The organism is Micromonospora krabiensis (genome assembly GCF_900091425.1).
Lineage (GTDB): Bacteria > Actinomycetota > Actinomycetes > Mycobacteriales > Micromonosporaceae > Micromonospora > Micromonospora krabiensis.
The window spans coordinates 1080938-1107160 of record NZ_LT598496.1 but is presented as its reverse complement, the minus strand read 5'-3'; the positions used below and the strand labels follow the sequence as shown (position 1 = coordinate 1107160).

Below are 26223 nucleotides of genomic sequence, written 5' to 3'. Positions count from 1 at the left end.
GCTGCAACCCGCGCCGGCCGGACGCATTCCCGGCGGGAGGAAGGGTAAGCCAGCTCACACGGCGCGTTGGGTCTACCGGTTTCGACCGGCGGCCGGCGGGAAGACGTGCGGGTCCACGGGCCGAGCGGCCCGACCGACCACGGCCGCGGAACCGCGCCGACCTCCGTCGCCGCCCGGCCAGCAGGGGGTACGTCATGGTCGTCGGCGCCGAGCCGGTCGGTGAGCTCGAACTGGTGCGGACGTTCACCGGGGCGATGCCGACCGGCGTCGCCGTCTCGCACACCGGACGGATCTTCGTCAACTTCCCCCAGTGGGGTGACGAGCCGCCGGCCGCGCTGGTCGAGCTGCGCGACGACCGGGAGGTGCCGTTCCCCGACCGGCGGTGGAACTCCCCCGCCCGGGACGACGACGAGCAGGCGTTCGTGTCGGTGCAGAACATGGTGGTCGACCCGCTCGACCGGCTCTGGGTCGTGGACACCGGCAGCCCGCTGTTCCGACCCACCCGGCCCGGCGGACCGAAGCTGGTCCGGGTCGACCTGGACACCGACACCGTCGCGCAGGTGATCACGTTCCCCCCGACGGTGGTGCCGCCCACCAGCTACCTCAACGACGTCCGATTCGACCTGCGCCGCGGGCGCGCCGGCATCGCGTACCTGACCGACTCCGCCGTCGCCGGACCCAACGGCATCGTCGTGGTCGACCTGGCCAGCGGACGGTCCTGGCGCCGCCTGCACGACCACCCCTCCACGGCCGCCGAGCCGCTGCACGCGTACCGGCCGGTGGTGGAGGGGCGGCCGCTGCTGAACCGGCCGGCGGGCGGACGGCCGCGAGCGCTGACCGTCGGGGCCGACGGCCTCGCGGTCAGCGCCGACGGCTCCCGGCTGTACTACGCCCCGCTGATCGGGCGGCGCTGGCACAGCGTCCCCACCGACGCGTTGGTCGACGCCTCGCTGCCCGAGGAGGAGGTCGCCGACACGGTCGTCGACGAGGGCGACAAGGGCACCGGCTCCGACGGGCTGGAGAGCGACGACGTCGGCCGGCTCTACCTGACCGCGTACGAGCACAACGCCGTGTTCCGGCGGCTGCCGGACGGGCGGTTCGAGACGCTGCTGCACGACCCGCGCCTGCTCTGGCCGGACACGCTGGTGGTGGCGGCCGACCGGCACCTCTACGTCACCGCCAACCAGGTGCACCGGCAGCCGATGTACCAGGGCGGGCGGGACCTGCGGCGCCGCCCGTACGCCCTGTTCCGGACACCGATCGACGCCGGGCCGGTGCTGCTGCGGTAGACCGGCCCGGGCACGCCGTCAGGTCGGCAGGTCCGCGCCGGTCTGCTCGGCCACCATGTACGCCGCGTACCAGTCGGGCCAGTCCGGGTCGGCCTTGCCGGTGCGCTTCTCGTGCTCGCCGTGGGCGTCCGCGGCGCGCTTGAGGGCGGCGGTGAGGTCGTTCGCGGAGGTGAACGATGTGATCCCCGGGTCGATCCGGCCGGGAAGCCGGGTCGTGATCTCCTGGAGGAGCCAGATGTTGCCGTCCGGGTCCTGGAACGAGGCGCGCGAGAAGTAGCTGCGGCGTTCGGGATCCGGCCCGTCGACCGGCCCGTCCGGGCTGGGGTGGTAGACGGCGCCGACCTCGACGCCGGCGGCGACCAGCGCGGCACGGGCCGCCTCGACGTCGGTCACGACCAGGTAGTTCTTGGCGGAACCGGGCGCGCCGGGAGTCAGGTCCGGGCCGAACTGGACGGAGCACCCGGAGCCCTGCGGCGTGAACTGGACGATGCCGGGCGGCGTCTGGTCGAGCCGCCAGCCGAGGCGACCGTAGAACTCCTTGGCCCGGTCGACGTCGGTGACCGGGACGACGACCACCTCCAGCTTCATGTCGACGTCCCGGATGCTCGTCCCGCTCGGATCGTTGCTCCCCGGCATAGCGGCCTCCCAGCTGAGTCACCCGGTCACCAGCAAGCTACTGCGGACCGACCGTGGGGACGGCGGGTTCCCGACATCACCCACCGAGCGGGCGACCGGTCAGGAGGCGCAGCGGTCGGAGAGGGCGTAGCGCATCAACACCACGTCGCCGATCTGGCGTACCTCCGCCACGGTCGCCCGGCGGCCCGGGTGCCACGGGTAGCGGCCGTCGCCCACGAAGCGCGGCGCCCGGCAGTCACCGACGAAGAAGGGCGCCACCACCAGGTGCAGCTCGTCGGCCAGCCCGGCGGCCAGGAACTGCGCGTGCACCGTCCCGCCGCCCTCCACCATCAGCCGGCGCACCCCCTGGGCGGCCAGGTCGGCCAGCACCTCGGCGAGGTCCACCGGCTCACCGGCGTCGCGGACGTCGGCCAGCGCGCCGACCCGCTCGCGGGTCTTCTCCAGCGCGTCGCTCGCGCAGTACACGACGCGTCGCGCCTCACCGGCGGTGAAGAAGCGGGAGGCCGGGTCGAGGTCGCCCCGCGCCGTCACCGTGACCTTGGTCGGCGAGGCGGGCAGGCCGGCGGCCACCCGGGCCTCGCGGCGGCGCGCCGACCGGACCAGCAGCCGGGGGTCGTCCCGGCGTACGGTCTCGGCACCCACCATGATCGCGTCGCAGCTGGCCCGGACGGCGTCGATCCGGTCCAGGTCGTCGTCGTTGGAGAGCAGCAGCCGCTGCTCGGTGGTGTCGTCGATGTAGCCGTCGATGGAGGTGGCGCAGCTCAGCAGCACGTACGGCCGCGCCGGGCGGGTCGTCATCGGACGGCCGGCAGGTCGGGGACACGGGACGCCCGGTTGGCCTTCGCCGCCAGGTAGTCCGCGTTGGCCGGGGAGAGGTAGAGGCCGGTGAGCACCCGCTCGGTGACCGTCACACCCAGCCGGTCCAGCTGCACCGCCTTCTCCGGGTTGTTGCTGAGCAGGGCGATGCCGGTGACGCCGAGCGTCGCCAGCATCTGCGCGGCGGCACTGTAGTCGCGCTCGTCCTCGCCGTGGCCCAGCGCAACGTTCGCCTCGTAGGTGTCCAGCCCGGCATCCTGCAACGCGTACGCGTCGAGCTTCGCGTACAGGCCGATGCCCCGCCCCTCCTGACGCAGGTACAGCAGGAAACCGCCCTCCTGCGCGATCCGTTCGACCGCCTCCCGCAGCTGGGGGCCGCAGTCGCAGCGCTGGCTGCCGAACACGTCCCCGGTCAGGCACTCGCTGTGTGGGCGGACCAGCGGCGCCCGGCCGCCCGCCGCGTACCGGTCGATCGCGCCCGCCCAGTCGCCCAACCCGAACGCGACGTGTTCGCGACCGTCGACCAGCCCCTTGAAGGTGAACAGGCGGGCGGTGGTGGCGTAGCCGTCCGGGAACCGCAGCGGCACCGTGACCTCGGTCCGGACGGTGGCGGCGGGCAGCGCTTCGGGCATGGGTCTCCTTCGTCCCTGCGTGACCCGGGGTGGCCGGGACACGTGTAACGGATTCACCACTTGGTCAACACTCAACCACGGTCAGCAGGTTCCCGCCCGCCGGCAGCGGACCTGGTCCCCCGGCGGAGCAGCACGGCGGCACCCGGCAGGCTGGCGACGAGCACCAGCGCGCCGTACACCGTGGCGGTCGCCACCCCCTGGGCGGCGGTCAGCCCGGCGGCCCCGAAGGCCCACGCGGCGACCCCCTCGCGCGGGCCGAACCCGGCGACGTTCAGCGGCAGCCCCATCGCGAGCAGCGCAAGCAGGGTCAGCGGCAGCAGCCGGGACAGCGGGGCGGTCGCGCCCGCGGTCCGGGCCGCCAGGAGGAACGTGGCCAGGTGGCCCGCCACCATCACCGCGGAGGCGAGCAGGACGCCGAACCAGGTGCGCCGGGCCAGCAGGCCGGCGCGGACGTCGGTCACGGCGGCGCGCAGCGCCCGCGCCCAGCGGGACCGTCCGGCGCGGGGCACCGCCCGGGCGAGCAGCACGGCGGCGAGCCCGCCGGCCACGACGACGGCGATCGCCGCCGGCAGGTAGGGCCGCACCGGCGACGGGAACGCCGCGAGGAGGACGAGCGCCAGGACGACCTGGACGACCTGCCCGGCCGTACGCTCCCAGACGACCGCGCGGACCCCCCGACCGACGTCACCGGCGTCCCGGCCGTGCCGGACGGCCCGGTGCACGTCACCCAGCACGCCGCCGGGCAACGTGGCGTTGAGGAACACCGCCCGGTAGCAGTGCGCGACGGCCGTGCGCAGCGGCAGCCGCACGCCGAGGCCGCCGGCGACGAGACTCCACCGCCACGCGCCGCAGACCGTGGTGAGCACGCCGATCGCGAGCGCCGCGGCCAGCGCCGGACCGTCGATCAGCGCGAGGCCGTCGAGGAACGGGCCGCCGCCCACCTGCCACAGCAGCGCACCGAGCAACCCGACCCCGCCGAGTGCCCGCGCCCAGGCCCAGAACATCCGCGCCGGCCCTCCCGTCGAAAGATCGATCTTTCACCGGTAGGCACGTGCGGCGGGCGCGAAGGGTTCATCCGGCGGCGAGCAGGTCCCGATGGTCGACCACCACGCGCAGGCGGCCGGCCGCCGCCTGCGCCAGCCGGCGGCGCGCGTACTCGCCCGCCGGGCCGGCCAGCTCCGGCCGCTGCTCGCACGCCGCGGCGACCCACCCCCGGAACCACTCGGCGCTCAGGTCGGCCTGCGCCGCGCCCAGCCGCCACGGGCTGGACCGCACCTCGACGGCGACGCCGTGGCGGGCGAACGCGGCGACCGTCGCCTCGACCGCGTCCGGCCCCAGCAGGGCCCGGCCGTCGACGGTGCGGCGCTGGTGGTCGTTGAACGCGGCGGCCATCACCTCGTCGAACGGATCGGCCGGGCTGAGCCGCACCTCACCGGTCACCGAGATCATGAACAGGGTGGGGCGGCCGGCGCCGGCGCACGCCGCGACCACCCGCTCGACCTCCTCGGCGGTGAACATGTCCAGCAGCGCCGAGGCCGTGATCAGGTCGGCGCCGGCCAGGTCCGCGGCGGTCAGCCGGGTGAGGTCGCCGCACCGGGTCGCCACGCCGACCGGCGCGCCGTCGGCGGCGCTGACCGACCCCGCCGTGGCGAGATCCAGCAACTCCTGATCCCGGTCGTGGAGCACCCAGTGCTGCGGCCCGGGCAGGCGGGGGGCGAGCCAGCGCAGCATCGACCCGGTGCCGCTGCCCAGGTCGTGCAGCACGATCGGCCGGGACGTCGGCAGCCGGTGGCGGACCGCCTCGACCAGGGCGCCCGCGCGGGCCGCCGCGTCGGCGGGTTCCCGCAGGCCGAGCCAGGTGGAGAACGGCAGCAGGACGTCGATGCTCAAAGTGCCAGCCCTTCGGTCGTGATGGCGTGATCCCTCCGGCGGGCCGCCGCGCCGCTCGCGCGCACGGCGCCGGACGGTTCGTTCCTGACCGCGCTCACGCGACGGCCGCGCTCAGGGCCGCCGCCACCCGCGAGGCGGTGTCCGGCCAGCCGGTGAGGGTGTCCCGGCGGGCCCGCGCCGCGCGGCGCAGACCCTCCCGCAGCGCCGCGTCGCCCAGCCAGCGACGCAGGGCGTCGGCCAGCGCGCCCGGATCCTCCGGCGGCACCAGCAGCCCGGGCAGCGAACCGTCCGGTGCCCGGCCCAGCGCCTCGGGCAGGCCACCGGCGGCGGTGCCGAGGACCGGCACGCCACGGGCGAGCGCCTCGGTGACGACCATGCCGTACGTCTCGCCCCGGGACGGGAGCACCAGCAGGTCGGCGGCGGCGTACGCGGCGTCCAACGGCGCGCCGGTGAGCGGGCCGGCCAGGCGTACCCGGTCGGACAGGCCGCTGCCGGACAACGCCGCCCGCAGGTCCGCGACGAAGCCGGGATCCCGGGTCAGCGCGCCGACGCAGACGCACGTCCACGACAGCCCGGCGATCCCGGCCAGCGCCTCGGCGAGCACGTCGTGCCCCTTCGCCGGGGTGACCGCCGCGACGCACAGCAGCGACGTACCACCGTCGACGCCCGCCGCCAGGGGCGCCGGGTCGACGCCGGGCGCGGCCACGTGCACCCGCCCGGCGTCCAGGGGGTACCGGTCGAGCAGCCGGCGACGGGTCCAGCCGCTGGTGGTCACCACCGCGCTCGCGGCGGCCAGCGTCCGGGCCTCGGCCGGGTCGGCCAGTGGCAGATGCACCAGCACCACCAGCCGCAGCCGGTCCGCCTGCGGCTCCAGCACCTCCGGCGCGGGCGAGGCCAACAGCCCGTCCAGCAGCACCACCGCACCGTCCGGCAGCGCCCCCAGCACGTCGGCCAGGGCCGCCAGCGCGGTCGCGTCCGGGCGCGGCCAGTCACCGGGTACGGCGTGTTCGTGGACCCGCCACCCGCGCTCACGCAGGCCGTGGCAGACCCGCCGGTCGTACTGGTTGCCGCCGCTCGGGGTGCCCGGGTCGTCGATGTCGTTCGGCAGCACCACGTGCACGTCACCGGCACGCTCGCCGACGGTCACCGCGAGGCCCGCAAGCTCACTCCTCGCCCGCACGGGACCGTCTTTCGTTCGGGACTGCGGGGCTCGCAAGCTCACTCCTCGCCCGCACGGTCAGAGCGCGCGCTCGTAGCCGGCCCACGCGACGTGCGACTCGTGCAGCGTGACGGTGATGCCCGCCAGGCCGCGGGCGCCCTCGCCGAGCCGCCCGGCGTGCACCGCCTCGGCGAGCCGGTCGGCCACCGTACGGGCCAGCACCTCGGTCGTCGTGTTCACTCCGGCGAACGCCGGCTCGTCGTCGAGGTTGCGGTAGGTCAGCTCGCCGAGGACGGCCTTCAGCTGCTCGGTGGCCAGGCCGATGTCGACCACGATCCCGTCCGCGTCCAGCTCGGCGCGGCGGAACGTCGCGTCCACGACGAACGTGGCGCCGTGCAGACGCTGCGCGGGCCCGAAGACCTCGCCGCGGAAGCTGTGCGCGATCATCATGTGATCGCGGACGGTGACACTGAACACGGAATCACTCCCCGTCGTAGGTGATGAGGTGGCAGAGGGCGGGCAGCTCGCCCGAAGTCAGGCGGGGCAGCACGTCGGGCAGGTCGGTGAAGCGGGACGCACCGGTGATCAGCGCGTCGAACACCGGGTCGTCGAGCAGGTCGAGGGCGAGCGCGAGCCGGTCACCGAAGGTACGCGTGGCCCGCCGGGCCGGCGCGATCGTGCCGACCTGGCTGCCGCGGACGGTGAGCCGGCCACTGTGGAACGCCCCGCCCAGCGACAGCTCCACCGGCCGGTCGCCGTACCAGCTCAGCTCCACGACGGTTCCCTCCGGACGCAGCAGCTCCAGCGACCGTTGCAGGCCCGCCCCGGTGGCGCTGGCGTGCACGACGAGGTCCCGGCCGCTCGCGGCGTCGTCCGGCGCGGCGAAGTCGACGCCGAGCGCCCCGGCGACGGCGGCCCGGCCCGGGTCGGTGTCGACGAGTTCGACGTGGACGCCGGGGAACCGGGCGAGCAGGGCCGCGACGCCGCAGCCGACCATGCCGGCCCCGACCACGGTGATCCGGTCACCGATCAGCGGGGGCGCGTCCCACAGCGCGTTCACCGCGGTCTCCACCGTCCCCGCGAGCACCGCCCGGGCGGGCGGCACCCCCTCGGGCACCGGGACGACCGCGTGGGCCGGCACCACGTACCCGGTCTGGTGCGGGTACAGGCAGAACACGGTCCGGCCACGCAGCCGCGCCGGGCCCTCCTCGACCTCGCCGACGTTGAGGTAGCCGTACTTCACCGGCGCCGGGAAGTCACCCTCCTGGAAGGGCGCGCGCATCACGTCGTACTGGTCGGCGGGCACCCGGCCGCCGAAGACCAGCGTCTCGGTGCCCCGGCTCACCCCGGTGTAGCGGGTGCGGACGCGCACCTCGTCCGGTCCGGGCGTGGACAGGGTCACCGGCCGGATCTCCCCCTCGCCCGGCGTCCGGAGCCAGAAGGCGTGCGCCTCACGGGTCACCTACTGCTCCTCGTCTCGCGTCCGACCGAACCGAACGACCTCGCCGTCCGTGTTCCCTGTCAGGGTCGTCGATCATAAACACGGAGGAACGGTGCCCACAGTTCGAAACGGTCCACTGGTCGGGCTCGGCGCCCAGCTCGTCCTGCTCGGTGTGCTGGCCGGCACGGTCGGCGTGGGCGCGGCGGGTCTGCTGGCCGGCGCCACGTACGGCGTGGTCACCTGCGTCCTGCTCACCCGGGGTCTGCGCCGCGCCGGCGCCGCCCGGCTCGGCCCGGCCGACCGGGTGACCCTGACCCGGGCCGTGCTGGTCGGCGCCGTCACCGCCCTGACCGTGGACGCGTTCCGCCGGCCCGCGCCCGTCGCGCTGCTGGTCACCCTCACCGCCGTGGCGCTGCTGCTGGACTGGGTCGACGGGCGGGTGGCCCGCCGGACCGGGACGGTCAGCGCGCTGGGCGCCCGCTTCGACATGGAGATCGACGCGTTCCTGCTGATGGTGCTCTGCGCGTACGTGGCGCCGGACGCCGGAGCCTGGGTCCTGACCCTGGGTGGGATGCGCTACGCGTTCGTCGCGGCCGGGTGGGCGCTGCCGTGGATGCGCGGCACGCTGCCGCCCCGGCCGTGGCGCAAGGTGGTGGCCGCGACGCAGGGCGTGGTGCTGGCGGTGGCCGCCGCCGGTCTGCTGCCGGGCTGGTCGACGCGGCTGCTGCTCGCCGCCGCGCTGGTGCTGCTCGTGGAGTCGTTCGGCCGCGACGTGCTGTGGCTGTGGCGGCACCGCGCGTCGCGTACCCGGCCGGTGGTGTCGCCGGTTCCGGTGGCGACCGGCGCCGAGGCGGCGCGCGCGGCCTCCCGTCGGGCGCCGGTAGGCGTCACGACGGCCCGACCGCCGACGCCGGTGGGCGCGCTGGCGGCCCGACCGCCGGCGCTGGTGGCCGGCGGCGCCCCCACCGACCGGTGGCTGCGCTGATGCCCGGGCCCACCCGGGACACCGTCGCCGACCGCACCGAACCCACCGACCGCGGCGGTCGCGTCCGGCCGGTGGCCGCCGGGGCGCTCACCGTGTTGGCCGGCGTGCTGGTGCTCGCCGTGCTGGTCGCGCCGGACCGGCCCGACCAGGTGCGGCCCGCGACGTTCCTGCGCATCCCGCTGGAGGGTCTGCTGGCGGTCGCGCTGCTGCTCGCCCTGCCGACCCGGGGGCGGCGGCTGGCCGTCGCGCTGCTCGGGCCGCTGCTCGGCCTGTTGGCCGTGCTGAAGCTGGCCGACCTGGGCTTCCGCTCGGCGCTGGACCGGCCGTTCGACCTGGTGCTCGACTGGGGGCTGCTGGACGACGCGTTCGGCTTCCTCCGCGACTCCTTCGGCCGGGCCGGGGCCGTCGGGGCCGCCGCGGGCGCGCTGCTGCTCACCGCCGCCCTGCTGGTGCTGATGACCCTCGCGGTGCGCCGGCTGGCCCGGCTGCTGGCGCGGCACGAACGGCCCGCGACCCGGGCCGTCGCGGCGCTGACCGTCGCCTGGGTGGCCTGCGCCGCGTTCGGCGTCCGGGTCGCGCCCGGCGTGCCGGTCGCCGACACCGGCGCGTCCGCGCTCGTCGCCGCGCACGCCGGCCAGGTGCGGGACCGGCTCACCGACGGCACGAGGTTCGCCACCGAGCTGGCCACGGACCCGTTCCAGGACCTGCCGGGCGACCAGCTGCTGACCGGGCTGCGGGGCAAGGACGTGGTGCTGGCGTTCGTGGAGAGTTACGGGCGGGACGCCGTCGAGGACCCGGAGTTCGCCGGCGAGATCGGGCCGCTGCTCGACGCCGGTGACCGGCGGCTGCGGGCGAAGGGGTACGCCTCCCGCAGCGGCTTCCTCAGCTCACCCACGGCGGGTGGCGGAAGCTGGCTGGCCCACGACACGCTGCTGTCCGGTCTGTGGATCGACAACGAGCAGCGCCACCGCAGCCTGCTCGCCAGCGATCGGCTCACCCTCAACGGCGCGTTCCGGCGGGCCGGCTGGCGGACGGTGGGCGTCATGCCGGCGGCCACGCAGCCCTGGCCGGAGGGCGCCTTCTTCGGCTACGACGGCTACTACGACACCGAGCAGCTCGGCTATCGCGGACCGAAGTTCAGCTACGCGCCGATGCCGGACCAGTACACCCTCGCCGCCTTCGAGCGCACCGAACGTGGCCGGGCGGACCGTCCGCCGCTGATGGCGGAGATCCCGCTGATCTCCAGCCACTCGCCGTGGACGGCCATCCCGCGCCTGGTCCCCTGGGACGACGTCGGCGACGGCTCGGTGTTCGCCCACGCCGCGGCCGTCACCGAGGACCCGGACGAGGACGCCGACAGCCGGGGTACGGCGCAGGTGCGCGCGGGCTACCGGCAGGCGATCGCGTACTCGCTGGAGACCCTGGTCTCCTACGTCGAGACGTACGGCGACGACGACCTGGTGCTGGTCTTCCTCGGTGACCACCAGCCGGCGCCGGTGGTGACCGGGCCGGGCGCGAGCCGGGACGTGCCGATCACGATCGTGGCCCGGGACGCGACGCTCCTCGACCGGATCGCCGGGTGGGGCTGGCAGGAGGGGCTGCGCCCCGGGAAGGACGCTCCGGTCTGGCCGATGGACGCCTTCCGCGACCGGTTCCTGACCGCGTTCGGCCCGTCGGTGCCCCCGGTCGCCGCGCCGCCGGCCCGCTGACCCGAGGGGCCGCCGCGGCACGCGAACACCGGTGCGGAAAATGTCACGGGGTGGCTGTCCGGAAACGGTCCGCCCGATCGTCACCCTGGTGGAATCACCACACCGAGGAGTGCGACATGAAGTACCTGATGTTGGTCTGCACCGACACCGAGCCGGACGCCGACCCGACCGCGGCGCCGGACATCGAGCGGTGGGTCGCCGAGCGCGACGCCCGGGGCCAGCGCCTCGCGGGCGACCGGCTCGCCGCTCCGGACGCGGCCACGACGGTCCGCGTCCGCGACGGCGAACTGCTCGTCACCGACGGCCCGTTCGCCGAGACCAAGGAGGTGATCGTGGGTTTCGACCTGCTGGAGTGCGCCGACCTGGACGAGGCGATCGAGGTCGCCCGCAGCCACCCCATGGCGTACGAGGGCCGGATCGAGCTGCGCCCGTTCGCCGACCCGGACGCCTGACCCGGTGACGGATCCGTCCCGGGCGGTGGCCGACGCGACCAGGGAGTCCTTCGGGCGGATCGTGGCCGCGTTGATCCGGGTCACCGGCGACTGGACGCTCGCCGAGGACTGCGCCCAGGAGGCCCTGGCGCTGGCGGTGGAGCGTTGGCCCCGGGACGGTGTGCCCGCGAATCCGGGCGGCTGGCTGATGACGGTCGCCCGGAACCGGGCCGTCGACGTGCTGCGGCGCGCCGACACCGAACGTCGCAAGCTGCGGGAGTTGGCGCTGCTCGACGAGCAGGTGACACCCCCGCCCGACGCCGGGCAGGAGGATCTGGTGGACGACCGGCTGCGACTCGTCTTCACCTGCTGCCACCCGGCCCTGGCGATGGAGGCACGGGTGGCGCTCACCCTGCGTACCGTCTGCGGGGTCGCCACCGCCGACATCGCCCGCGCCTTCCTGGTCACCGAGTCGACGATGACCCGGCGACTGACCCGCGCCAAGGCGAAGATCGCGCAGGCCCGCATCCCGTACCGGGTGCCGGACGGGCCGATGCTCGTGGAGCGGCTGCCCGGCGTGCTGGCCGTGCTCTACCTGCTCTTCACCCGGGGATACGACGCAGACGGCGAGCCCGCCTTCGCCGACGAGGCGATCCGGCTGGCCCGGCTGGTCGACCGGCTCCTGCCCGGGCAGCCGGAGGTCGCCGGGCTGCTCGCGCTCTTCCTGCTCCAGCACTCCCGTCGCGCCGCGCGGCGGGACGCCGCCGGTGACCTGGTCACCCTCGACCGGCAGGACCGCTCCCGCTGGGACCACGCCGCCATCGCGGAGGGGCTCGCGACGCTGACCCGTGCCGGCACGACGGGGCCGTACGCCCTCCAGGCGCACATCGCCGCCTGCCACGCCACCGCCCGGGATGGCGCGGACACCGACTGGGCGGCCATCGCGGGCTGGTACGACCGGCTCGCCGAGCGACAGCCGTCGCCGGTGGTGCGGCTGAACCGGGCGGTGGCGCACGGCTTCGCGTACGGGCCGGCGAGCGGGCTGGCACTGCTCGCCCAGGCCCGCGCCGGCGGGCTCCTCGACGGCTATCCTTCGACGCTCGCCGTGGAGGCCGAGCTGACCGCCCGTGGGGGCGACCCGGTCCACGCCGCGTCCCTGTTCCGGCGGGCCGCCGCGCTGAGCGCTGCGCCGGCCGAACGCCGGGCACTGACCGCCCGGGCGGACGAGCTGACCCGGGGCGGGGTGTGACCGCACCGGGTCAGCCGCCGGTCAGGCCCCGACGAGTCGCAGGTGGCGTCGCTGGCGCAGCCGGACGGCGGCGGCGACGACCACGGCCACGGTGAGCGCGACGGCGAACGCGACGCCCTGGGTGAGCCCGCGGGTGAGGTAGCCGCCGTCGGTGTGGTCGATCGCGTAGGTGGCGATCTCGCGGCTGAACCAGAACGGCAGCGCCCGGGAGGCGGTGTCGGCCGGGTCCATCACCATCTGGAGCCCGACCACGGTCAGCAGCACCAGTGTCCCCTCCAACTCCCGGGGCAGCACCGCGCTCAGCAACAGGCCGAAGGGTGCGGCCACCGCGACCATCAGCGCCATGATGAGGGCGATGGCGCCGTAACGGACGTCGTGCTGGTCGACGAGGATGAGCACGTAGTACGGCACGGATAGCAGCACGCCCACCGTCCACAGGGCGAGCAGCCGACCGGCCACCAGGTGCGCGCTGCGGTAGCCGGACAGCCGCAGCCGGGGTTCCATCCCCCGGGCCGCGCTGCCGGCGAACAGCGCGGCGGTGCTCAACGCCCAGCCCAGCCCGAGGCAGACGAAGCGGATGGACTGGCCGAGGTGGTCGCCGCGGCGGCTGAGGTAGAAGGCCAGCGGCAGCAGCAGGAGGATCACCAGCACGGAGCGGCGGCGCAGCAGTTCGCGCAGCGCGCTCTCGGCCACCACGAGGATCCTGGTCATGCGCGGTGCTCCCTCACGCCGGTCAGGTCGAGCACGAGGTCGACGCGGTCGAGTTGGTTGAGCAGGTGGGTGACGACGACGATGGCCTTGCCGGCGTCGCGCCACCGCCACACCTCGTGCCAGAAGTCGAGGTAGGTGCCCCGGTCGAAGCCCTGGTAGGGCTCGTCGAGCAGCAGCACGTCCGGCTCGCCGAGGCGGGCGAGGACGAGGTTGAGTTTCTGCCGGGTGCCGCCGGAGAGGTGCCGCGCCTGGGTGCCACCCGGCGGCGACCAGTCGAGGGCGGCGGCCCCGGAGCGGCCGGCCCGGCGGGCGGCGCCGCGGGTGAGCCCGCGACCGGCGCCCACCAGCACGAAGTGCTCGTCGGGGTCGAGGAACTCGGCGGTGCCGCCGTCCTGCGGGCAGTAGCCGAGGGTGCCGTGGACGTCCACGGTGCCCGCGTCGGGGCTGACGATCCCGGCGCAGATGCGCAGGAAGGTGCTCTTCCCGGCGCCGTTCGCGCCGACGACGGCGGCGATCTGTCCGGCGCGGACGGTGAGGTCGACCCGGTCGAGGACGGTGCGGCCCCGGTAGCGCTTGCTGATCCCGCTCGCGACGAGCCGGACCGGGCCGGGCTGCCGTCGCGGCGGGCGTTGGTCGGGCCCGCCGAGGCTGTCGGCGACCGCCCGGGCGTACGCCTCGGGCGGGCCGAACACGCGCAGTGGCGGCTCCCCGCTCTCGGCGAGGTGGGTGGCCGCCTCGGCGACGACGTGACCGGTCAGGTCGGGCCCCACCCCGTGCCGGCGCAGTTCGCCGGTGAGGGCGGCGAGCCAGGCGTTGTGGTTCACCGCATCGGCTCCTCGCTCATGATCGCGCCCACGCTCGCGGCGAAGGCGGTCCAGTCGGTGCCGGCCGTGCGCAGCGTCGCGCTGCCGGCCGGGCTGATCCGGTAGTACTTGCGGGCGGGGCCCGTCTCGCCCTCGCGCCAGTGCGCGGTGACCAGGCCGGAGCGCTGCAGCCGCAGCAGCACCGGATAGAGGGTGCCGCCCTGCACGCTGCCGAGCCCGTGGGCCCGCAGCGCCTGCGACAGCTCGTAGCCGTAGGACTCGCGCCGGCGCAGCAGCGCGAGCACGCAGAGGTCGAGGACCCCCCGCAGCCACTGCGCCCGTCGCTCCTGGTCCATCGCGCCCCTACCGCGACCGCGCGGCGCGCGACGTCGGAGAGATCATGGACGGACCATAGTGCGGCAACCTAGATAGCGCAACAACCTAGTTGGCAGCGGGCTGGTCCACCGGGCAGGCGTACGCGGTCCGCGCGCCCAGGTCCCAGCGGCGCACCGGCGCGCCGCACCGTCGGCACGTCTCACGCTTGTAGACCCAGCGCTCGTCGGGCAGGTCCGGGTCGCTGACCACCTGGCCGGCGTCCCGCCCGAGCGCCAGGTACCGCACCGCCAGGTCCCACAGCCGCCGCGCGACCTCCGGGCCGGGCCGGCGCGCGTCCGGGTCGAGACCGGCGAGGAAGAGCAGCTCCGCGCGCCAGGCGTTGCCGATGCCCGCCCAGACCGACTGGTCGAGCACGGCCGCGCCGACCGCGCCGCTGCTCGCGGCCAGCCGGCGTACCGCCTCCGCGGCGTCGGCGTCGGCCCGCAGCGGGTCGGGGCCGAGCGAGGCCCGCAGCGCGCGTACGCCGTCGTCCGGGAGCGGCTCGCACCGGATCGGCGCGATCAGGTCGTACGCGACCGCGTCGGTGGCCAGCCGCAGTCGCACTCCCCCGCGCGGCGGCACGGCCGGATCGGCGTGGCGCAGGAAGAGGCCCCGCATGCCGAGGTGCACGTGCAGCGTCGGGCTGTCGTCGAAGTGGTAGAGCAGGTGCTTGCCGTACGCCTCGACCGTCCGCAGCGCGCGTCCCGCGTACGGGCCCGGGTCGAAGCGGCCCTGAGGGCTGGACAGCGCGGGCACGCGGCCGGCGAGCGCGGCGTCCTGCTCGCGTGCGTACCGGTGGATCAGGTGACCCTCGGGCATGCCGGCGGGTACCCGGTACCGCCCGTTTCACCCCCGATGCCCGGGTTTCCGGCCCGTCACGGGGGAACTAAGGGACGGACGCGCCCGCACGATCAGCCCTCCGGAGGGGATGCGAGATGACGGTCAACCCGGACGACCCGCTGCGCGAGCCGCCCGAGGCGGACGCCCTGGAGCAGCGCCAGACGGTCGTGGACGACTCGGCGCAGGACGTCACCCCGACGACCCCGCCGCTGGAGGCCAGCGACGCGGACGTCGCGGAGCAGGGCTCGCCGCCGGCCGGCGAGCAGGACCTGCGCACCGCCCTGCCCGAGGACGCGAACCCGGCGGACGCCCTCGAACAACGCGAGTCGATCATCCCGGACGACGAGGACCACCGCCGCTGACGCCGAGCCACTAGGGTCGACGCGTGATCACGGACGGGGACCTGGTGGTGGCGGCCGCGGCGGCCGGGGCGGCCGTCGTGCGCGCCCGGTACGGCGGGCCGTTGGCACGTGTCGAGAAGTCCGCCGGCGACTTCGCGACCGAGGCCGACATCGAGGCGGAGCGCGCCGTCGTCGACCTCCTCCGGGCGGCCCGACCGGACGACGCCGTCGTCGGCGAGGAGAGTGGCCGCACAGGGGCCGGCGGGGCGGGGCGCACCTGGCTGGTCGACCCGCTCTGCGGCACGCTCAACTACGCCGCGCGGAGCATGCTGGTCGCGGTGAACGTCGCCCTGCGCACGAGCGGCGGCGTCACGGTGGCGGCCTGCGCCGACCCGTTCGCCGGTGAGGTGTTCTGGACCGACGGCTCCGGCGCGTACGTGCGGCGCGACGGCGTGGACGAGGCGCTGACGCCCACCGCCGACTCGCGGCTGGTGGACGTCAACCTCGACCCGCCGTTCCCGAACGGTCCCGGCTTCCGCGCCGTCCGCCTCCTGGCGCACGACGGGTTCGTCGAGCGTTTCCGTCCCCGTGTGGTCTCCACCACCCTCGCGGTGGCGTGGGTGGCGGCCGGGCGCCGCGCCGCGTACGTCACCGACGGGCACCTGCAGGACAGCGTGCACTTCGCCGCCGGGATCGCCCTGTGCCGGGCGGCCGGCTGCGTGGTGACCGGCCTCGCCGGGCAGCCCCCGCACACCGGGGTCGGTGGGCTGGTGGTGGCGGCCGACCGGCCGACGCACGCCGCCCTGCTGGCGCTCGTCGACGATCAGCTCAGCGCGGGCGCCCGGTAGAGGCGGCTGACCGTCTCGGCGACGCAGGCCGGTTTGCCACCCGCGTCGGTCTCGACGACCACGGTGTTGACCACCTGCACGCCGCCGTCCACGGGGGACACGTCGGCGAGGGTCGCCATGGCTCGTACGTGGCTGCCGACCCGGACGGGGGCGGGGAACCGCACCCGGTTGAGCCCGTAGTTGACGCCCATCCCCACCCCGTCGACGCGGTAGAGCGCGCCGACCAGCGCCGGCAGGAGGGAGAGCGTCAGGTAGCCGTGGGCGACGGTGCCGCCGAACGGGCCGGCCGCGGCCCGCTCCGGGTCGACGTGGATCCACTGGTGATCGTCGGTGGCGTCGGCGAACAGGTCGACCCGCTTCTGGTCGATCGGCTGCCAGGGGCCGGGGCCGACGGTCTCGCCGACCGCCGCGGCCAGCTCGTCCAGCGAGGCGAAGATCCTCATGCCAGGTGCCCGCCGATCTTCGTGTAGCCGCGCAGCAGGTCGCGGGAGATGATCAGGCGCTGCATCTCGTCGGTGCCCTCGAAGATCCGGTAGAGCCGGACCTGCCGGTACCACCGCTCGACGGGCAGCTCCCGGGTGTAGCCCATGCCGCCGTGGATCTGGAGCACCCGGTCCACCACCCGGTTGACCATGCCGGCGCCGTAGAGCTTCGCCATGGACGACGCGTGCCGGGGGTCCAGGCCCTGGTCCACCGTCCAGGCGGCGCGCAGGATGAGCCAGCGGGCGGCCTCCAGCTCGGTCTCCGAGTCGGCGATCATCCACTGGATCGCCTGGTTCTCGCCGATCGGCCGACCGAAGGTCTCCCGGGTGTTGGCCTGGGCGATCGCCATGCCGAGGGCGCGCTCGGCGATGCCGACGGCGTGCGAGGGGATCGTGTACCGCCCCTTGCCGATCCACTCCATGCCGAGGGCGAAGCCCTGCCCCGGCTCGCCCAGGATGTTGCGCGCGGGCACCCGGACGTCGTCGAAGACGAGCGAGGCGGGACCGCCCTCCCCCATGGTCTGGATGAACTCCGACCGCCAGCCCATCGCCCGGTCCACGAGGAACGCGGTGGCGCCGCCCCGGCGGGCGCCCTTCTCCGGGTCGGTGACCGCGATGACGATGGCGAAGTCGGCCTCGTTGCCGCCGGTGATGAAGGTCTTCTCGCCGTTGAGCACCCAGTCGTCGCCGTCGCGGCGGGCGCTGAGCTTGATGTTGGCCGCGTCGGAGCCGGCGCCCGGCTCGGTGATCGCGAAGCAGCTCAACCGCTCGCCCTCGATGGTGGGCAGCAGGTATTCCCGCTTCTGCTCCTCGTTGGCGTGGAACAGGATGTTGTCGGCCTCCCCGCCGAACCGGAAGGGCACGAACGAGCGGCCGATCTCGGTCCAGATCAGGGACTGCGTGACGGCCGGCAGGTCCATGCCGCCGTACGCCTCGGGGGTGGCGAGCCCCCAGAAGCCGAACTTGCGCGCCTTCAGTTGCAGCTCCCGCAGCTCGCTGCGCTCGAGGCCGGGCTGGTGTGCCCGCTCCCGCCGCAGCAGCTCCTGTTCCAGCGGCATGACCTCTCGGGCGATGAAGTCGCGCGCCGTGTCGCGGATGGCCCGTTGCTCATCGGATAGGGCGAAGTCCATGCGTTTAAACTAGCGGTGCAAGTTTATGTCCGTCCAGACCCGGCTGTGGCAGAGTTCCGCAGGCGGACACCACGCGGAGGAGGATCGGATGCCCCGGCCACGACAGGCGCTGCTCAGCCGGCAGCGGATCGTCGAGGCCGCCGCCGCGCTGATCGACGCGGACGGGTTGGAGGCCTTCTCCACGCGCCGGCTCGCCGCCGAACTCGGCGTGCGCGGTCCGTCCCTCTACAACCACTTCGCCACCAAGGACGAGATCCTCGACGCGGTCGCCGACAGCCTCACCGAGCAGGTCGACGTGTCGTTCTTCGGCCACGTCGACTGGCGCGAGGCGCTGCGGCGCTGGGGGCACTCCTACCGGTCCGCCCTCGCCGCGCACCCGAACATCGTGCCGTACCTGGCCCGCGGGCCCGGCCGTCGGCCGGCCGCGCTCACCATGGCGGACGCGGTCTACGGCGGCCTGGTCGACGCGGGGTGGCCGCCCGCCCGGGCCACCCACATCGGCGCGCTGATGCGCTACTTCGTGGCCGGGTCGGCGCTGGGCTCGTTCGCCCGGGGCTTCGTGGAGGACCCGACCCTCTACTCCGAGCAGTACCCGCACCTGACGCAGGCGCACCGGCTCGCCGAGCACCAGCAGCAGGTGGACGAGGGGGCGTTCACGCTCGGCCTCGACGCGCTCATCGACGGGCTGTCCCGCACCTACGAGCGGCACGTCGGGCCGCTGCCGCCCCTCCCGTCGGACGTCGACGCGTACTAGGGTCGGTCCAAACTTGCACTGCTAGTTTCCGGGCGACGTACGTGAGGAACGCGATGGAACGCGCACGCACCGACCACTACCTCGACGGCCGCTGGGTCGCCGCCGCCGAACCGGCGGGCATCACGGTGCACAACCCGGCCACCGAGGAGGTCCTCGCGACCGTACCGGCCGGCACCGCCGCCGAGGTCGACCGCGCGGTGGCCGCCGCCCGGGCCGCCTTCGACGGGTGGGCGGCGACGGCACCGGCGGAGCGCGCCGCGCACCTCGACCGGCTGCACGCCGCGCTCTCCGCGCGGGCCGACGAGATCGCCCGCACCGTCGCCCGGGAACTCGGCACGCCGCTGAAGGTGGCCACCCGGGTGCAGGCCGGACTGCCGCTCACCGTGCTGCACAGCTACGTGGAGCTGGCCGCGCGCCCACCCGCCCCCGAGACGGTGGGCAACTCCACGGTTACCCGCGAGCCGGTCGGCGTGGTCGGCGCGATCACCCCCTGGAACTACCCGCTGCACCAGGTGGTGGCGAAGCTCGCCCCGGCCCTCGCCGCCGGCTGCACGGTGGTGCTGAAGCCGAGCGAGCTGACCCCGCTGGTGTCGTACCTGCTGTTCGACGCGGTCCACGAGGCCGGCCTCCCGCCGGGAGTGGTCAACCTGGTCACCGGCACCGGCCCGGTCGTCGGCGAGGCCCTCGCCGCGCACCCGGAGGTCGACCTGGTCTCCTTCACCGGCTCCACCGCGACCGGCCGGCGGATCGCCCACCTGGCCGCGGACCGGATCGCCCGGGTGGCGCTCGAACTCGGCGGCAAGTCCGCGAACGTCGTCCTCGACGACGCGGACCTGGCGACGGCGGTCAAGGTCGGCGTGGGCAACGCGTTCCTCAACTCCGGGCAGACCTGCACGGCGTGGACCCGGATGCTGGTGCACCGCTCCCGCTACGACGAGGCGCTGGCGCTGGCCACCAAGGCCGCCGAGGGCTACCGGCTGGGCGACCCGTTCGACCCCGCCACCAGGTTGGGCCCCCTGGTGTCGGCGGCCCAGCGCGACCGGGTCCGCGGTCACATCGACCGCGGTCTGGCCGACGGCGGGCGGCTGGTCGCCGGCGGGCCGGAGGTGCCGGTGCCCGACCGTGGCTGGTTCGTGGCACCCACCGTGATCGGTGACGTCGACCCGGACAGCGCGCTCGCCCAGGAGGAGGTCTTCGGCCCGGTGCTCGCGGTGATCCCGGTCGAGGACGACGACCACGCCGTCGCGGTGGCCAACAACTCGCGCTACGGGCTGGCCGGGGCGGTCTGGTCCGCCGACGAGGACCGGGCGCTGCGGGTCGCCCGGCGGATGCGGACCGGGGCGGTCGACATCAACGGCGCGCCGTTCAACCCGCTGGCCCCGTTCGGCGGCTACAAGCAGTCCGGCATCGGCCGGGAGCTGGGCCGCTACGGTCTCGACGAGTACCTGCAGACCAAGGCGATCCAGCGGTGAGGGCCCTGGTCGTCCGCGCGGTCGGGGCGCCGCCCCTGGTCGAGGAGGTCGAGCTGCCGGCGCCGGGGCCGGGCGACGTACGCGTCGCCGTCCGCGCCGCCGGGGTCTGCCACTCCGACCTGTCCATGGTGAACGGCACCCTCGCGGCGCCGTACCCGCTGGCGCTGGGGCACGAGGCGGCCGGCGTGGTGACCGAGGTCGGCGCGGACGTGACCCGGGTCGCGCCCGGCGTCCACGTGGTACTGAACTGGGCGCCGCCCTGCCGGGACTGCTGGCACTGCGGGCACGGCGAGCCGTGGCTCTGCGTACGCGGGGGAACCCCCGCCGCCGCCCGGGGCTGGACGTCCACCGGCGAGCAGCTGCACGTCACGCTGGGTCTCGGCGCCCTCGCCGACGAGGTGCTGGTGCCCGAGGCGGCGGTGATCCCGGTCCCCGCCGAGCTGCCGTTCGAGGCCGCCGCGCTGCTCGGCTGCGCCGTGCTCACCGGCGTCGGCGCCGTCCGCCGGACGGCCCGCGTCGCCCCGGGCGAGTCGGTCGCCGTGGTCGGCGTCGGCGGGGTGGGGCTGTCGGTGGTCGGTGCCGCCCGGGCCGCCGGCGCCGACCCTGTGCTGGCCGTGGACGTGTCACCGGCCAAGGCGCCGCTGGCGCTCGCCGCCGGAGCCACCGAGTTCCTGCTCGCCGACGACACGCTCAGTCGCGCGGTCCGCGAGCGCACCGATGGGCGGGGCGTCGACCACGCCTTCGAGTGCGTGGGGCGGGGTGCGACGATCCGCACGGCCTGGCGGGCCGCGCGCCGCGGCGGGCAGGTGACCGTCGTGGGCATGGGCGCCCGCGACGACGTGGTCCCGCTCAGCGCGTTGGAGATCTTCCACTCGGCGCGCACCCTGCGCTCGTCGGTCTACGGCTCGTCCGACCCGGACCGGGACCTGCCGGAGCTGGCCCGGGCGGTGCTCGACGGCACCCTCGACCTCGCTCCCCTGATCACCGACCGCACCACCCTGGAGGGCGCGCCGGAGGCGTTCGCGCGGATGGCCCGGGGCGAGGGCGCCCGTACCGTCGTCGTGCCCTGACCGCGAGGCGGCGCCGCTACTAGGAAAGGGCGCGCGCCAACTCGGTGCGGGAGCGGACGCCGAGGCGGTGGAAGATGTTGCGCAGGTGGTGGTCGACCGTCCGGGTGGAGAGGAACATCCGGGCGGCGACCTCCCGGTTGGTGGCGCCCTCGGCGACCAGCCGCGCGATCCGCAGCTGCTGCCCGGTCAGCAGTCGCGCCGCGGCCGGGTCGGGCACGCCCACCGACTCGCCGGCCGCCCGCAGCTCGGCCGTGGCCTGCTCGGCCCAGGCGGTCGCGCCGACCAGGGTGAACGTGCCCCAGGCGTCGTGCAGGTGCGCCCGCGCGTCCCGGGGGCGTCGGCCCCGGCGCAGCTCCCGGCCGAACAGCAGCGCGGTACGCGCCCGCTCGAACGGGCCGGCCTCCGCCGGGTGCGTCCGCAGCGCCGTCCGGAACGCGTCCTCCGCCTCCGCGCTGCCCCGGGGCGCGAGCAGGGCGTGGCAGCGGGCCGACAGGGCGTGCCGCGTCGGGCTGGCGGTGCTGCTGGCCCACCGGTCGAAGACGGCGAGCGCGGCGGTGGCCGCCGCGCGGTGCGCCTGGTGGGCGGCGGCCTCCACCAGGTACGGGGTGGCCATCACCTGGACCAGGACCTGACCCCGGCCGCTACCGGGCCGGGCCAGGGACGCCAACCGGTCGGCGGCCTCGGCGTGCCGGCCGTCGACGAGATCGAGCACGGCCAGGGCCCAGGCGGCGAGGGCGTGCGGGCGGCTGCCGGGCGCCGGCTCGGGACGCATCTCCCGGACGCGACGCAGGCTGGTGTCCCGGTCGGCCCGGACGGCGGCGAGCACGGCGAGCATGCCCAGGTGGACGTCGACCCAGTTGGCCTGGCCGGTCGCCCGGGCGAGCCGCAGCCCGTCGCGGGAGGTCTCCGCGGCCGCCTCGTGCCGGCCCAGCCAGTATTCGGCGATCGCCCGCAGCTCCAGCGCCCGGGGCAGCGCGGACAGCTCGCCGGTGGCTCGGGCCAGCGTGACGGCGCGGTCGGCGAGCCGGTACGCGGCGCCGTCCACGGCCACAAGCAGGCCGGCCGAGGCGGCCCAGTTCAGCGCCGACGGGGTGAGCGCCGGACCGGCGAGTCGCCCACCGAGCACGACGACCCGGCGCAGCGCGGGTCCGGCCCGTTCGTGGTCGCCGCGCAGCGTCGCGGCCACCCCGGCGAGGTGGGCCGTGAGCAGCGCGGTGGCGGGTTCGTCACCGGGGCGGGTCAGCGGGCGGGCCCGTCGGGCGAGGTCGGCGTACCGGTACTGCTCGCCCGCGAAGCACGCCGCCTCGCCCGCGCGGGCGAGCGCGGCCAGGGCCAGCGGCCGGTCGCCGCCGGCCAGCGCGTCCGCGGCGGCCCGCAGGGTGGGCACCGCTCCCGGCACCCGGCCGCAGCGCAGCTCGACCTCGCCGCTCAGCAGGTCGGCTCGGGCCGCCACGGCGGGCGGGACGGGACCGGCGCCGAGGCCCGCCAGCAGCCGCCGGGCCCGGGGCACCGCGCCGGCCCACCAGGCGTAGCGGGCGGCGGTCAGGCGTCGGTCCACGGCGAGGGCAGGATCGCCGGTGAGGTCGGCGGCCCGCTCCAGGGCGGCCGAGGCGGCGGCCCACCGGCCGTCCCCGACGCCCTCCACCGCCGGGTCGCACCCGGGTGCGACCTCGGCGGCGGGTCCGGGTTCGGCGTCGACCAGGGCGGCCACCGCCTCCACCAGTTCGGTCGCGAGCGCCGGGTCCGGGTCGGTGACGGCGTGCGAGCGGTGCAGGGCCCGGCGCAGCCGCTGACCGTCGGTGAGGACACCGGCGAGCAGCAGGTGCGCCGCGCGCCGGTCGGCCAGCGGCGCGGCGGCGACGACCACGGCCCGCGCCAGCGGGTGCGGGAACGTGACCCGGTCGTCCGCCACGCGGACCAGGCCGGCGACCTCGGCCGGGGCGAGTGCGGCGATCGTCATCCCGCCCGCGGTGGCGGCCCGCACCAGGGTCCGCGGGTCGCCGCCCTCGTCGAGCGCGGCGAGCAGCACCACCCGGCGGGTGTCGGCGGGCAACTGGTCCAGCCGGGCCCGGTACGCGCGCCCCAGCGCCCCGTCGACCGGCGGCGTCCCCGGGGGCGGCTCGTCGCCGCGACACTGCTCCGGAGTGACGGTCGCCGCCAGGTCGACCAGCGCCTGTGGGTTTCCGCCGGCGGCCAGGGTGAGCGCCGCCGTCACCGACGGGGTCGGCGGTTCGGGCAGCCGGTCGGCCAGCAGCGCCGCGGCGTCCCGCTCGCCGAGGGGGCGCAGCCGGTGGCTCGGCAGCCCGGCGGGCGGGGCGCTCGCCTGGGTGAGCAGGACGGCGATCGGTAGCCGGCCCAGCCGGCGGGCGACGAACGTGAGTGCCTGGGCGCTCGCCCGGTCACCCCGGTCCAGGTCGTCCACGGTGCACAGCAGGGGGCGGTCCCGGGCGACGGTGGCGAGCAGCCGGAGCACGGCCAGGCAGAGCGCCAGCCGGCGCTCCGTGGGGCAGCCGGCGCCGGCCAGCGCCCGGCGCAGCAGGCGGGCCTGCGGGGCGGGCAGCGCGGCGGCGCGGTCGAGCACGGGGTCGAGGAGTCGTTGCAGGCCGGCGTACGGCAGGCCCGCCTCCTCGACGAGCCCGGCGCCGGCGAGGACGGTGAAGCCCGTGGCCTGCCGGTGCGCGTGGTCGACCAGCGTGCTGCGGCCGGATCCCGGCTCGCCGTGGAGCACCAGGGCGCCACCGGAGGTGGCCGCCTCGTCGAGGAGCCGACGCACGGCGCGGCGTTCCTCGTCCCGACCGTGGATCAGGGTTATTTGCACTCTTGATGCACTAACCATGCATTCAGTGTCACCTATTCGTAACCGGCTGGAAAGAGGCGACGGCGGATCCGTGGGCAGCACCGACCGGCGGTCCTCACCGGGCCGGGAGAGCCCGCCCCAGCCAGCCGGCCGACCTCGCCGGCCGGTGGTCCGGTCAGCGGGGCGCGACCTCGGCCAGGAGCGCGCCCACGGTGCGGGACATCACCGCGCGCGCGGCGTCCACGCCCAACCCGAGGCCGTCGCGGAGCATCGACCAGGCGGGCCACATGCTCGCCGCGACGATCGCGTCCACCAGCTGCTTGCGCCCCGCGCCGGCCTCCGCCAGCTCGACGGCGAAGAGGTGCTCGACCTCGTCGCGAACCCGGGCGACGTGGACGAGCCGGTTGCGGTGCAGCTGGTCGGAGACCGGTTCGCGCATCTGGGCGGCGCGCGCCGACGGGGCGATGAGCTGGAGCAGCCGCGCCCGCTGCCGGCAGTACGCGTCGACCCGCCGGCCCAGCGGCAGGGCCGGCGAGATCGGCCGGTACGCGGCGTCCTGCTGCCGCAGCACCTCCGCGCCGCTGGCCTCGAAGAGGGTCTCCATGTCCTTGAAGTTGGTCCACAGGGTGCGCAGGGACACGCCGGCCCGCTCGGCGATCCGCTCGCCGGTCGGCCGGAGGTCGCCCTCGGAGATCAGGGCGAGGTGCGCCTCGACGATCGCCGCCCGGGTGCGTTCGGCCCGGGCGGTCCGCCCGTCGACCCGTGCCGGCGCCTCCGTCCCGCTCATCCGCCTTCGCCCTCTCACCATCGCCGCGGCCGCTCCACGGGCATCGGCGAGTCTAGACGCGCGATGATCGACGGCGGCGGTGCGCCGGGCGGGGTCACGGCGCGGCACGTCCGACCGCGTGGGCCAGGGAAGCAACCCGGCGGATATATACATTCACAGTGCAGATACTAGGAGCGGGGTCGCGGCCGGGTCAACGGCGCCGCACACGGCCGGGCCCGGTCACGGCAGCGCTGCCGTGACCGGGCCCGGTGGTCCGGTGTCGCCCGCCGGTCAGGTGGTGGGTACGCCGTTGGCCGGCGGCGCCGCCGGCGCTTCGGCGTACTCGTTCACCGGCCCGTCCGCCTCGTCGGTCTCGTACGTCGGCCCGAAGTAGCTCTGCACTCCCCCACTGACCCGGGTCAGGCGCTGCCCGCCGTAACCGGAGTGGTCGGTGGCGGAGAACCGCAGGGGCGCCAGACCGGGGCCCTGGAAGCCGCCCTTGGCGACCGCGTCGAGCACCGACTCGCGGGTGAGGTCCTTGCCGGCGGCGAGCAGCACCTGCACGAAGAGGTAGCCGACGGCCATGCCGTAGACGGTGTTGCCGTCGAACGGGGCGTCGCCGTTGTGTTCCTTGTTGATCCGGGTGAAGAGCTGGATCCACGGGTTGGCGCTGTCGTTCTGCATCGGCAGGTAGTTGGTGCCGACCATGCCCTCCAGCAGCGGCGCGGCCTCGCCGAGCTGCTTGGCGAGGGTGGGGTGGTCGGCGCCCACGTTGGAGACCAGCCACTGCGGCCGGAAACCGAGCCGGGCGGCCGTGCCGATCGACAGCGCGGTGAAGCCCGGCACGGTGGCGAGGATGACCACCTGACACCCGGCCGCCTTGAACGCGCCGATCTGCGGGGCGACGTTGGTGTTGCTGGTGACGTACGTCTGCTTGACCGCCACCGCCGCGGCGCCGAGCACCTTCTCCACGCCGGCGAGACTGTCGCGGCCGAAGTCGTCGTCCTGGCCGAGGAAGCAGACCTTCTGGCCGGCCAGGTTGGTCTTCACGTACTGGGCCAGGATCTTCCCCTCGACGGTGTAGTCCGGGTTGAAGCCGAACGTGCCGGGATACTTGTCCGGCTGGTCCCAGCTGCGGCTGCCGGAGGCGACGAAGAGGTCGGGCACCCGGTTGGTCTTGAGGAAGTCCAGAACGCCGGTGTGGGTCGGCGTGCCCAGGCCGTTGAGGATCGCGAACACCCGGTCCTGGAGGACGAGCTGGCGCACGACCTGCTGGGTGTTGGCCGGGTTGTAGCCGTCATCCATGATCTTGTAAGTGATCTTCCGGCCGTGCACGCCGCCGTTGGCGTTCACGAAGTCGAAGTACGCCTTCGTGGCCGGGGCGATCTTGGAGTAGCCGGCCGAGGCCGGCCCGGTGAGCGGCATGTGGGTGCCGACCACGACCTCCGTGTCGGTGACGCCGGGCACGGCCCCGCGCCCGGTGCCGGAGCCGCCGTCGTCGCCGCAGCCGACGGCGGCGAGCAGGGCCATGGTGGTGGCGATCGCGAGACCGCCGCGTGCGAAACGGTGCATGAGGACACCGGCCTTTCCTCGATGG

At 75.4% G+C, this 26223-nt stretch carries 27 protein-coding genes; 10 read left to right on the top strand and 17 right to left on the bottom strand.

Features of this window, described 5'->3' with window-relative positions; all coding sequences use genetic code 11:
* Positions 1-194 precede the first annotated feature (194 nt).
* Positions 195-1289, top strand: coding sequence for an L-dopachrome tautomerase-related protein (locus GA0070620_RS04765; RefSeq protein WP_091588733.1), 1095 nt, complete (start codon positions 195-197; stop codon positions 1287-1289).
* Positions 1290-1307: 18 nt separating this feature from the next.
* Here GA0070620_RS04765 and GA0070620_RS04760 read toward each other — a convergent pair whose 3' ends face one another.
* The 8 genes from GA0070620_RS04760 to GA0070620_RS04725 form a co-directional block, all read right to left on the bottom strand.
* The gene (locus GA0070620_RS04760) at positions 1308-1925 is read right to left on the bottom strand and encodes a VOC family protein (protein WP_091588732.1); all 618 of its coding nucleotides are present in this window, start codon (positions 1923-1925) and stop codon (positions 1308-1310) included.
* Positions 1926-2024: 99 nt separating this feature from the next.
* A complete protein-coding gene (locus tag GA0070620_RS04755) occupies positions 2025-2723 on the bottom strand; it encodes a RibD family protein (protein ID WP_091588731.1) in 699 nt (232 codons plus the stop codon).
* Positions 2720-3373, bottom strand: coding sequence for a GTP cyclohydrolase II (locus GA0070620_RS04750; RefSeq protein WP_091588730.1), 654 nt, complete (start codon positions 3371-3373; stop codon positions 2720-2722). Before GA0070620_RS04750 ends, GA0070620_RS04755 begins: the two co-directional genes overlap by 4 nt.
* A gap of 71 nt (positions 3374-3444) precedes the next feature.
* Positions 3445-4377 (bottom strand): lysylphosphatidylglycerol synthase transmembrane domain-containing protein, encoded by a 933-nt coding sequence (locus GA0070620_RS04745; protein ID WP_091588729.1) that lies wholly within the window; start codon positions 4375-4377, stop codon positions 3445-3447.
* A 67-nt stretch (positions 4378-4444) separates the two neighbouring features.
* Positions 4445-5263 (bottom strand): class I SAM-dependent methyltransferase, encoded by an 819-nt coding sequence (locus GA0070620_RS04740; protein ID WP_377521185.1) that lies wholly within the window; start codon positions 5261-5263, stop codon positions 4445-4447.
* Between the two features lie 94 nt (positions 5264-5357).
* A complete protein-coding gene (locus tag GA0070620_RS04735) occupies positions 5358-6383 on the bottom strand; it encodes a glycosyltransferase family 4 protein (RefSeq protein WP_231922389.1) in 1026 nt (341 codons plus the stop codon).
* A 117-nt stretch (positions 6384-6500) separates the two neighbouring features.
* Positions 6501-6899, bottom strand: coding sequence for a 6-pyruvoyl trahydropterin synthase family protein (locus GA0070620_RS04730; RefSeq protein WP_091588728.1), 399 nt, complete (start codon positions 6897-6899; stop codon positions 6501-6503).
* Between the two features lie 4 nt (positions 6900-6903).
* On the bottom strand, positions 6904-7884 hold the full coding sequence (locus tag GA0070620_RS04725) for a zinc-dependent alcohol dehydrogenase (protein ID WP_091588727.1): 981 nt from the start codon (positions 7882-7884) through the stop codon (positions 6904-6906).
* A gap of 91 nt (positions 7885-7975) precedes the next feature.
* Between GA0070620_RS04725 and GA0070620_RS04720 the strand changes: the two genes are divergently transcribed.
* The 4 genes from GA0070620_RS04720 to GA0070620_RS04705 all read left to right on the top strand — a co-directional run bounded on the left by GA0070620_RS04720 (position 7976) and on the right by GA0070620_RS04705 (position 12237).
* On the top strand, positions 7976-8848 hold the full coding sequence (locus GA0070620_RS04720) for a CDP-alcohol phosphatidyltransferase family protein (RefSeq protein ID WP_091588726.1): 873 nt from the start codon (positions 7976-7978) through the stop codon (positions 8846-8848).
* The gene (locus GA0070620_RS04715) at positions 8848-10557 is read left to right on the top strand and encodes an alkaline phosphatase family protein (protein WP_197677548.1); all 1710 of its coding nucleotides are present in this window, start codon (positions 8848-8850) and stop codon (positions 10555-10557) included. The genes GA0070620_RS04720 and GA0070620_RS04715 overlap by 1 nt, the downstream gene beginning before the upstream one ends.
* 116 nt (positions 10558-10673) lie before the next feature.
* Positions 10674-11009: a YciI family protein gene (locus GA0070620_RS04710; RefSeq protein ID WP_091588725.1), complete on the top strand. Its 336-nt coding sequence runs from the start codon at positions 10674-10676 to the stop codon at positions 11007-11009.
* A 4-nt stretch (positions 11010-11013) separates the two neighbouring features.
* A complete protein-coding gene (locus tag GA0070620_RS04705) occupies positions 11014-12237 on the top strand; it encodes an RNA polymerase sigma factor (RefSeq protein WP_091588724.1) in 1224 nt (407 codons plus the stop codon).
* A 21-nt stretch (positions 12238-12258) separates the two neighbouring features.
* On the opposite strand, the gene GA0070620_RS04700 is transcribed toward GA0070620_RS04705, so the two are convergent.
* The 4 genes from GA0070620_RS04700 to GA0070620_RS04685 all read right to left on the bottom strand — a co-directional run bounded on the left by GA0070620_RS04700 (position 12259) and on the right by GA0070620_RS04685 (position 14945).
* Entirely contained in the window at positions 12259-12948 is a 690-nt protein-coding gene (locus GA0070620_RS04700) for an ABC transporter permease (RefSeq protein ID WP_091588723.1), read from the bottom strand.
* The gene (locus GA0070620_RS04695) at positions 12945-13772 is read right to left on the bottom strand and encodes an ATP-binding cassette domain-containing protein (protein WP_091588722.1); all 828 of its coding nucleotides are present in this window, start codon (positions 13770-13772) and stop codon (positions 12945-12947) included. The genes GA0070620_RS04700 and GA0070620_RS04695 overlap by 4 nt, the downstream gene beginning before the upstream one ends.
* Positions 13769-14107: a PadR family transcriptional regulator gene (locus GA0070620_RS04690; protein WP_091588721.1), complete on the bottom strand. Its 339-nt coding sequence runs from the start codon at positions 14105-14107 to the stop codon at positions 13769-13771. The genes GA0070620_RS04695 and GA0070620_RS04690 overlap by 4 nt, the downstream gene beginning before the upstream one ends.
* Before the next feature lie 85 nt (positions 14108-14192).
* On the bottom strand, positions 14193-14945 hold the full coding sequence (locus GA0070620_RS04685) for a DNA-formamidopyrimidine glycosylase family protein (protein ID WP_091588720.1): 753 nt from the start codon (positions 14943-14945) through the stop codon (positions 14193-14195).
* 116 nt (positions 14946-15061) lie between these two features.
* Between GA0070620_RS04685 and GA0070620_RS04680 the strand changes: the two genes are divergently transcribed.
* Positions 15062-15328, top strand: coding sequence for a hypothetical protein (locus GA0070620_RS04680; protein ID WP_091588719.1), 267 nt, complete (start codon positions 15062-15064; stop codon positions 15326-15328).
* A 23-nt stretch (positions 15329-15351) separates the two neighbouring features.
* Positions 15352-16155, top strand: a complete 804-nt coding sequence (locus GA0070620_RS04675; protein WP_091588718.1) for an inositol monophosphatase family protein — start codon at positions 15352-15354, stop codon at positions 16153-16155.
* Here GA0070620_RS04675 and GA0070620_RS04670 read toward each other — a convergent pair.
* Positions 16131-16598, bottom strand: a complete 468-nt coding sequence (locus tag GA0070620_RS04670) for a MaoC family dehydratase (RefSeq protein WP_091588717.1) — start codon at positions 16596-16598, stop codon at positions 16131-16133. The genes GA0070620_RS04675 and GA0070620_RS04670 overlap by 25 nt on opposite strands.
* Complete coding sequence (locus GA0070620_RS04665) at positions 16595-17767, bottom strand: acyl-CoA dehydrogenase family protein (RefSeq protein ID WP_091588716.1); 1173 nt, start codon at positions 17765-17767, stop codon at positions 16595-16597. The genes GA0070620_RS04670 and GA0070620_RS04665 overlap by 4 nt, the downstream gene beginning before the upstream one ends.
* Before the next feature lie 88 nt (positions 17768-17855).
* Here GA0070620_RS04665 and GA0070620_RS04660 point away from each other — a divergent pair, with 88 nt between their 5' ends.
* From GA0070620_RS04660 to GA0070620_RS04650, 3 genes are read left to right on the top strand one after another with little or no spacing between them, the layout of a single operon-like run.
* Complete coding sequence (locus tag GA0070620_RS04660) at positions 17856-18521, top strand: TetR/AcrR family transcriptional regulator (protein WP_091588715.1); 666 nt, start codon at positions 17856-17858, stop codon at positions 18519-18521.
* Positions 18522-18574: 53 nt separating this feature from the next.
* Positions 18575-19993, top strand: a complete 1419-nt coding sequence (locus GA0070620_RS04655; RefSeq protein WP_091588714.1) for an aldehyde dehydrogenase family protein — start codon at positions 18575-18577, stop codon at positions 19991-19993.
* Positions 19990-21063, top strand: a complete 1074-nt coding sequence (locus GA0070620_RS04650) for an alcohol dehydrogenase catalytic domain-containing protein (protein ID WP_091588713.1) — start codon at positions 19990-19992, stop codon at positions 21061-21063. Before GA0070620_RS04655 ends, GA0070620_RS04650 begins: the two co-directional genes overlap by 4 nt.
* 19 nt (positions 21064-21082) lie before the next feature.
* Here GA0070620_RS04650 and GA0070620_RS04645 read toward each other — a convergent pair whose 3' ends face one another.
* The 3 genes from GA0070620_RS04645 to GA0070620_RS04635 form a co-directional block, all read right to left on the bottom strand.
* Positions 21083-23899 carry a helix-turn-helix transcriptional regulator gene (locus tag GA0070620_RS04645; protein WP_091588712.1) on the bottom strand — a complete coding sequence of 939 codons (2817 nt, stop codon included), beginning with the start codon at positions 23897-23899 and terminating at the stop codon, positions 21083-21085.
* 136 nt (positions 23900-24035) lie between these two features.
* Positions 24036-24647, bottom strand: a complete 612-nt coding sequence (locus tag GA0070620_RS04640; RefSeq protein WP_091588711.1) for a TetR/AcrR family transcriptional regulator — start codon at positions 24645-24647, stop codon at positions 24036-24038.
* A 270-nt stretch (positions 24648-24917) separates the two neighbouring features.
* Positions 24918-26198 carry an ABC transporter substrate-binding protein gene (locus tag GA0070620_RS04635; protein ID WP_091588710.1) on the bottom strand — a complete coding sequence of 427 codons (1281 nt, stop codon included), beginning with the start codon at positions 26196-26198 and terminating at the stop codon, positions 24918-24920.
* Between the last annotated feature and the right edge of the window lie 25 nt (positions 26199-26223).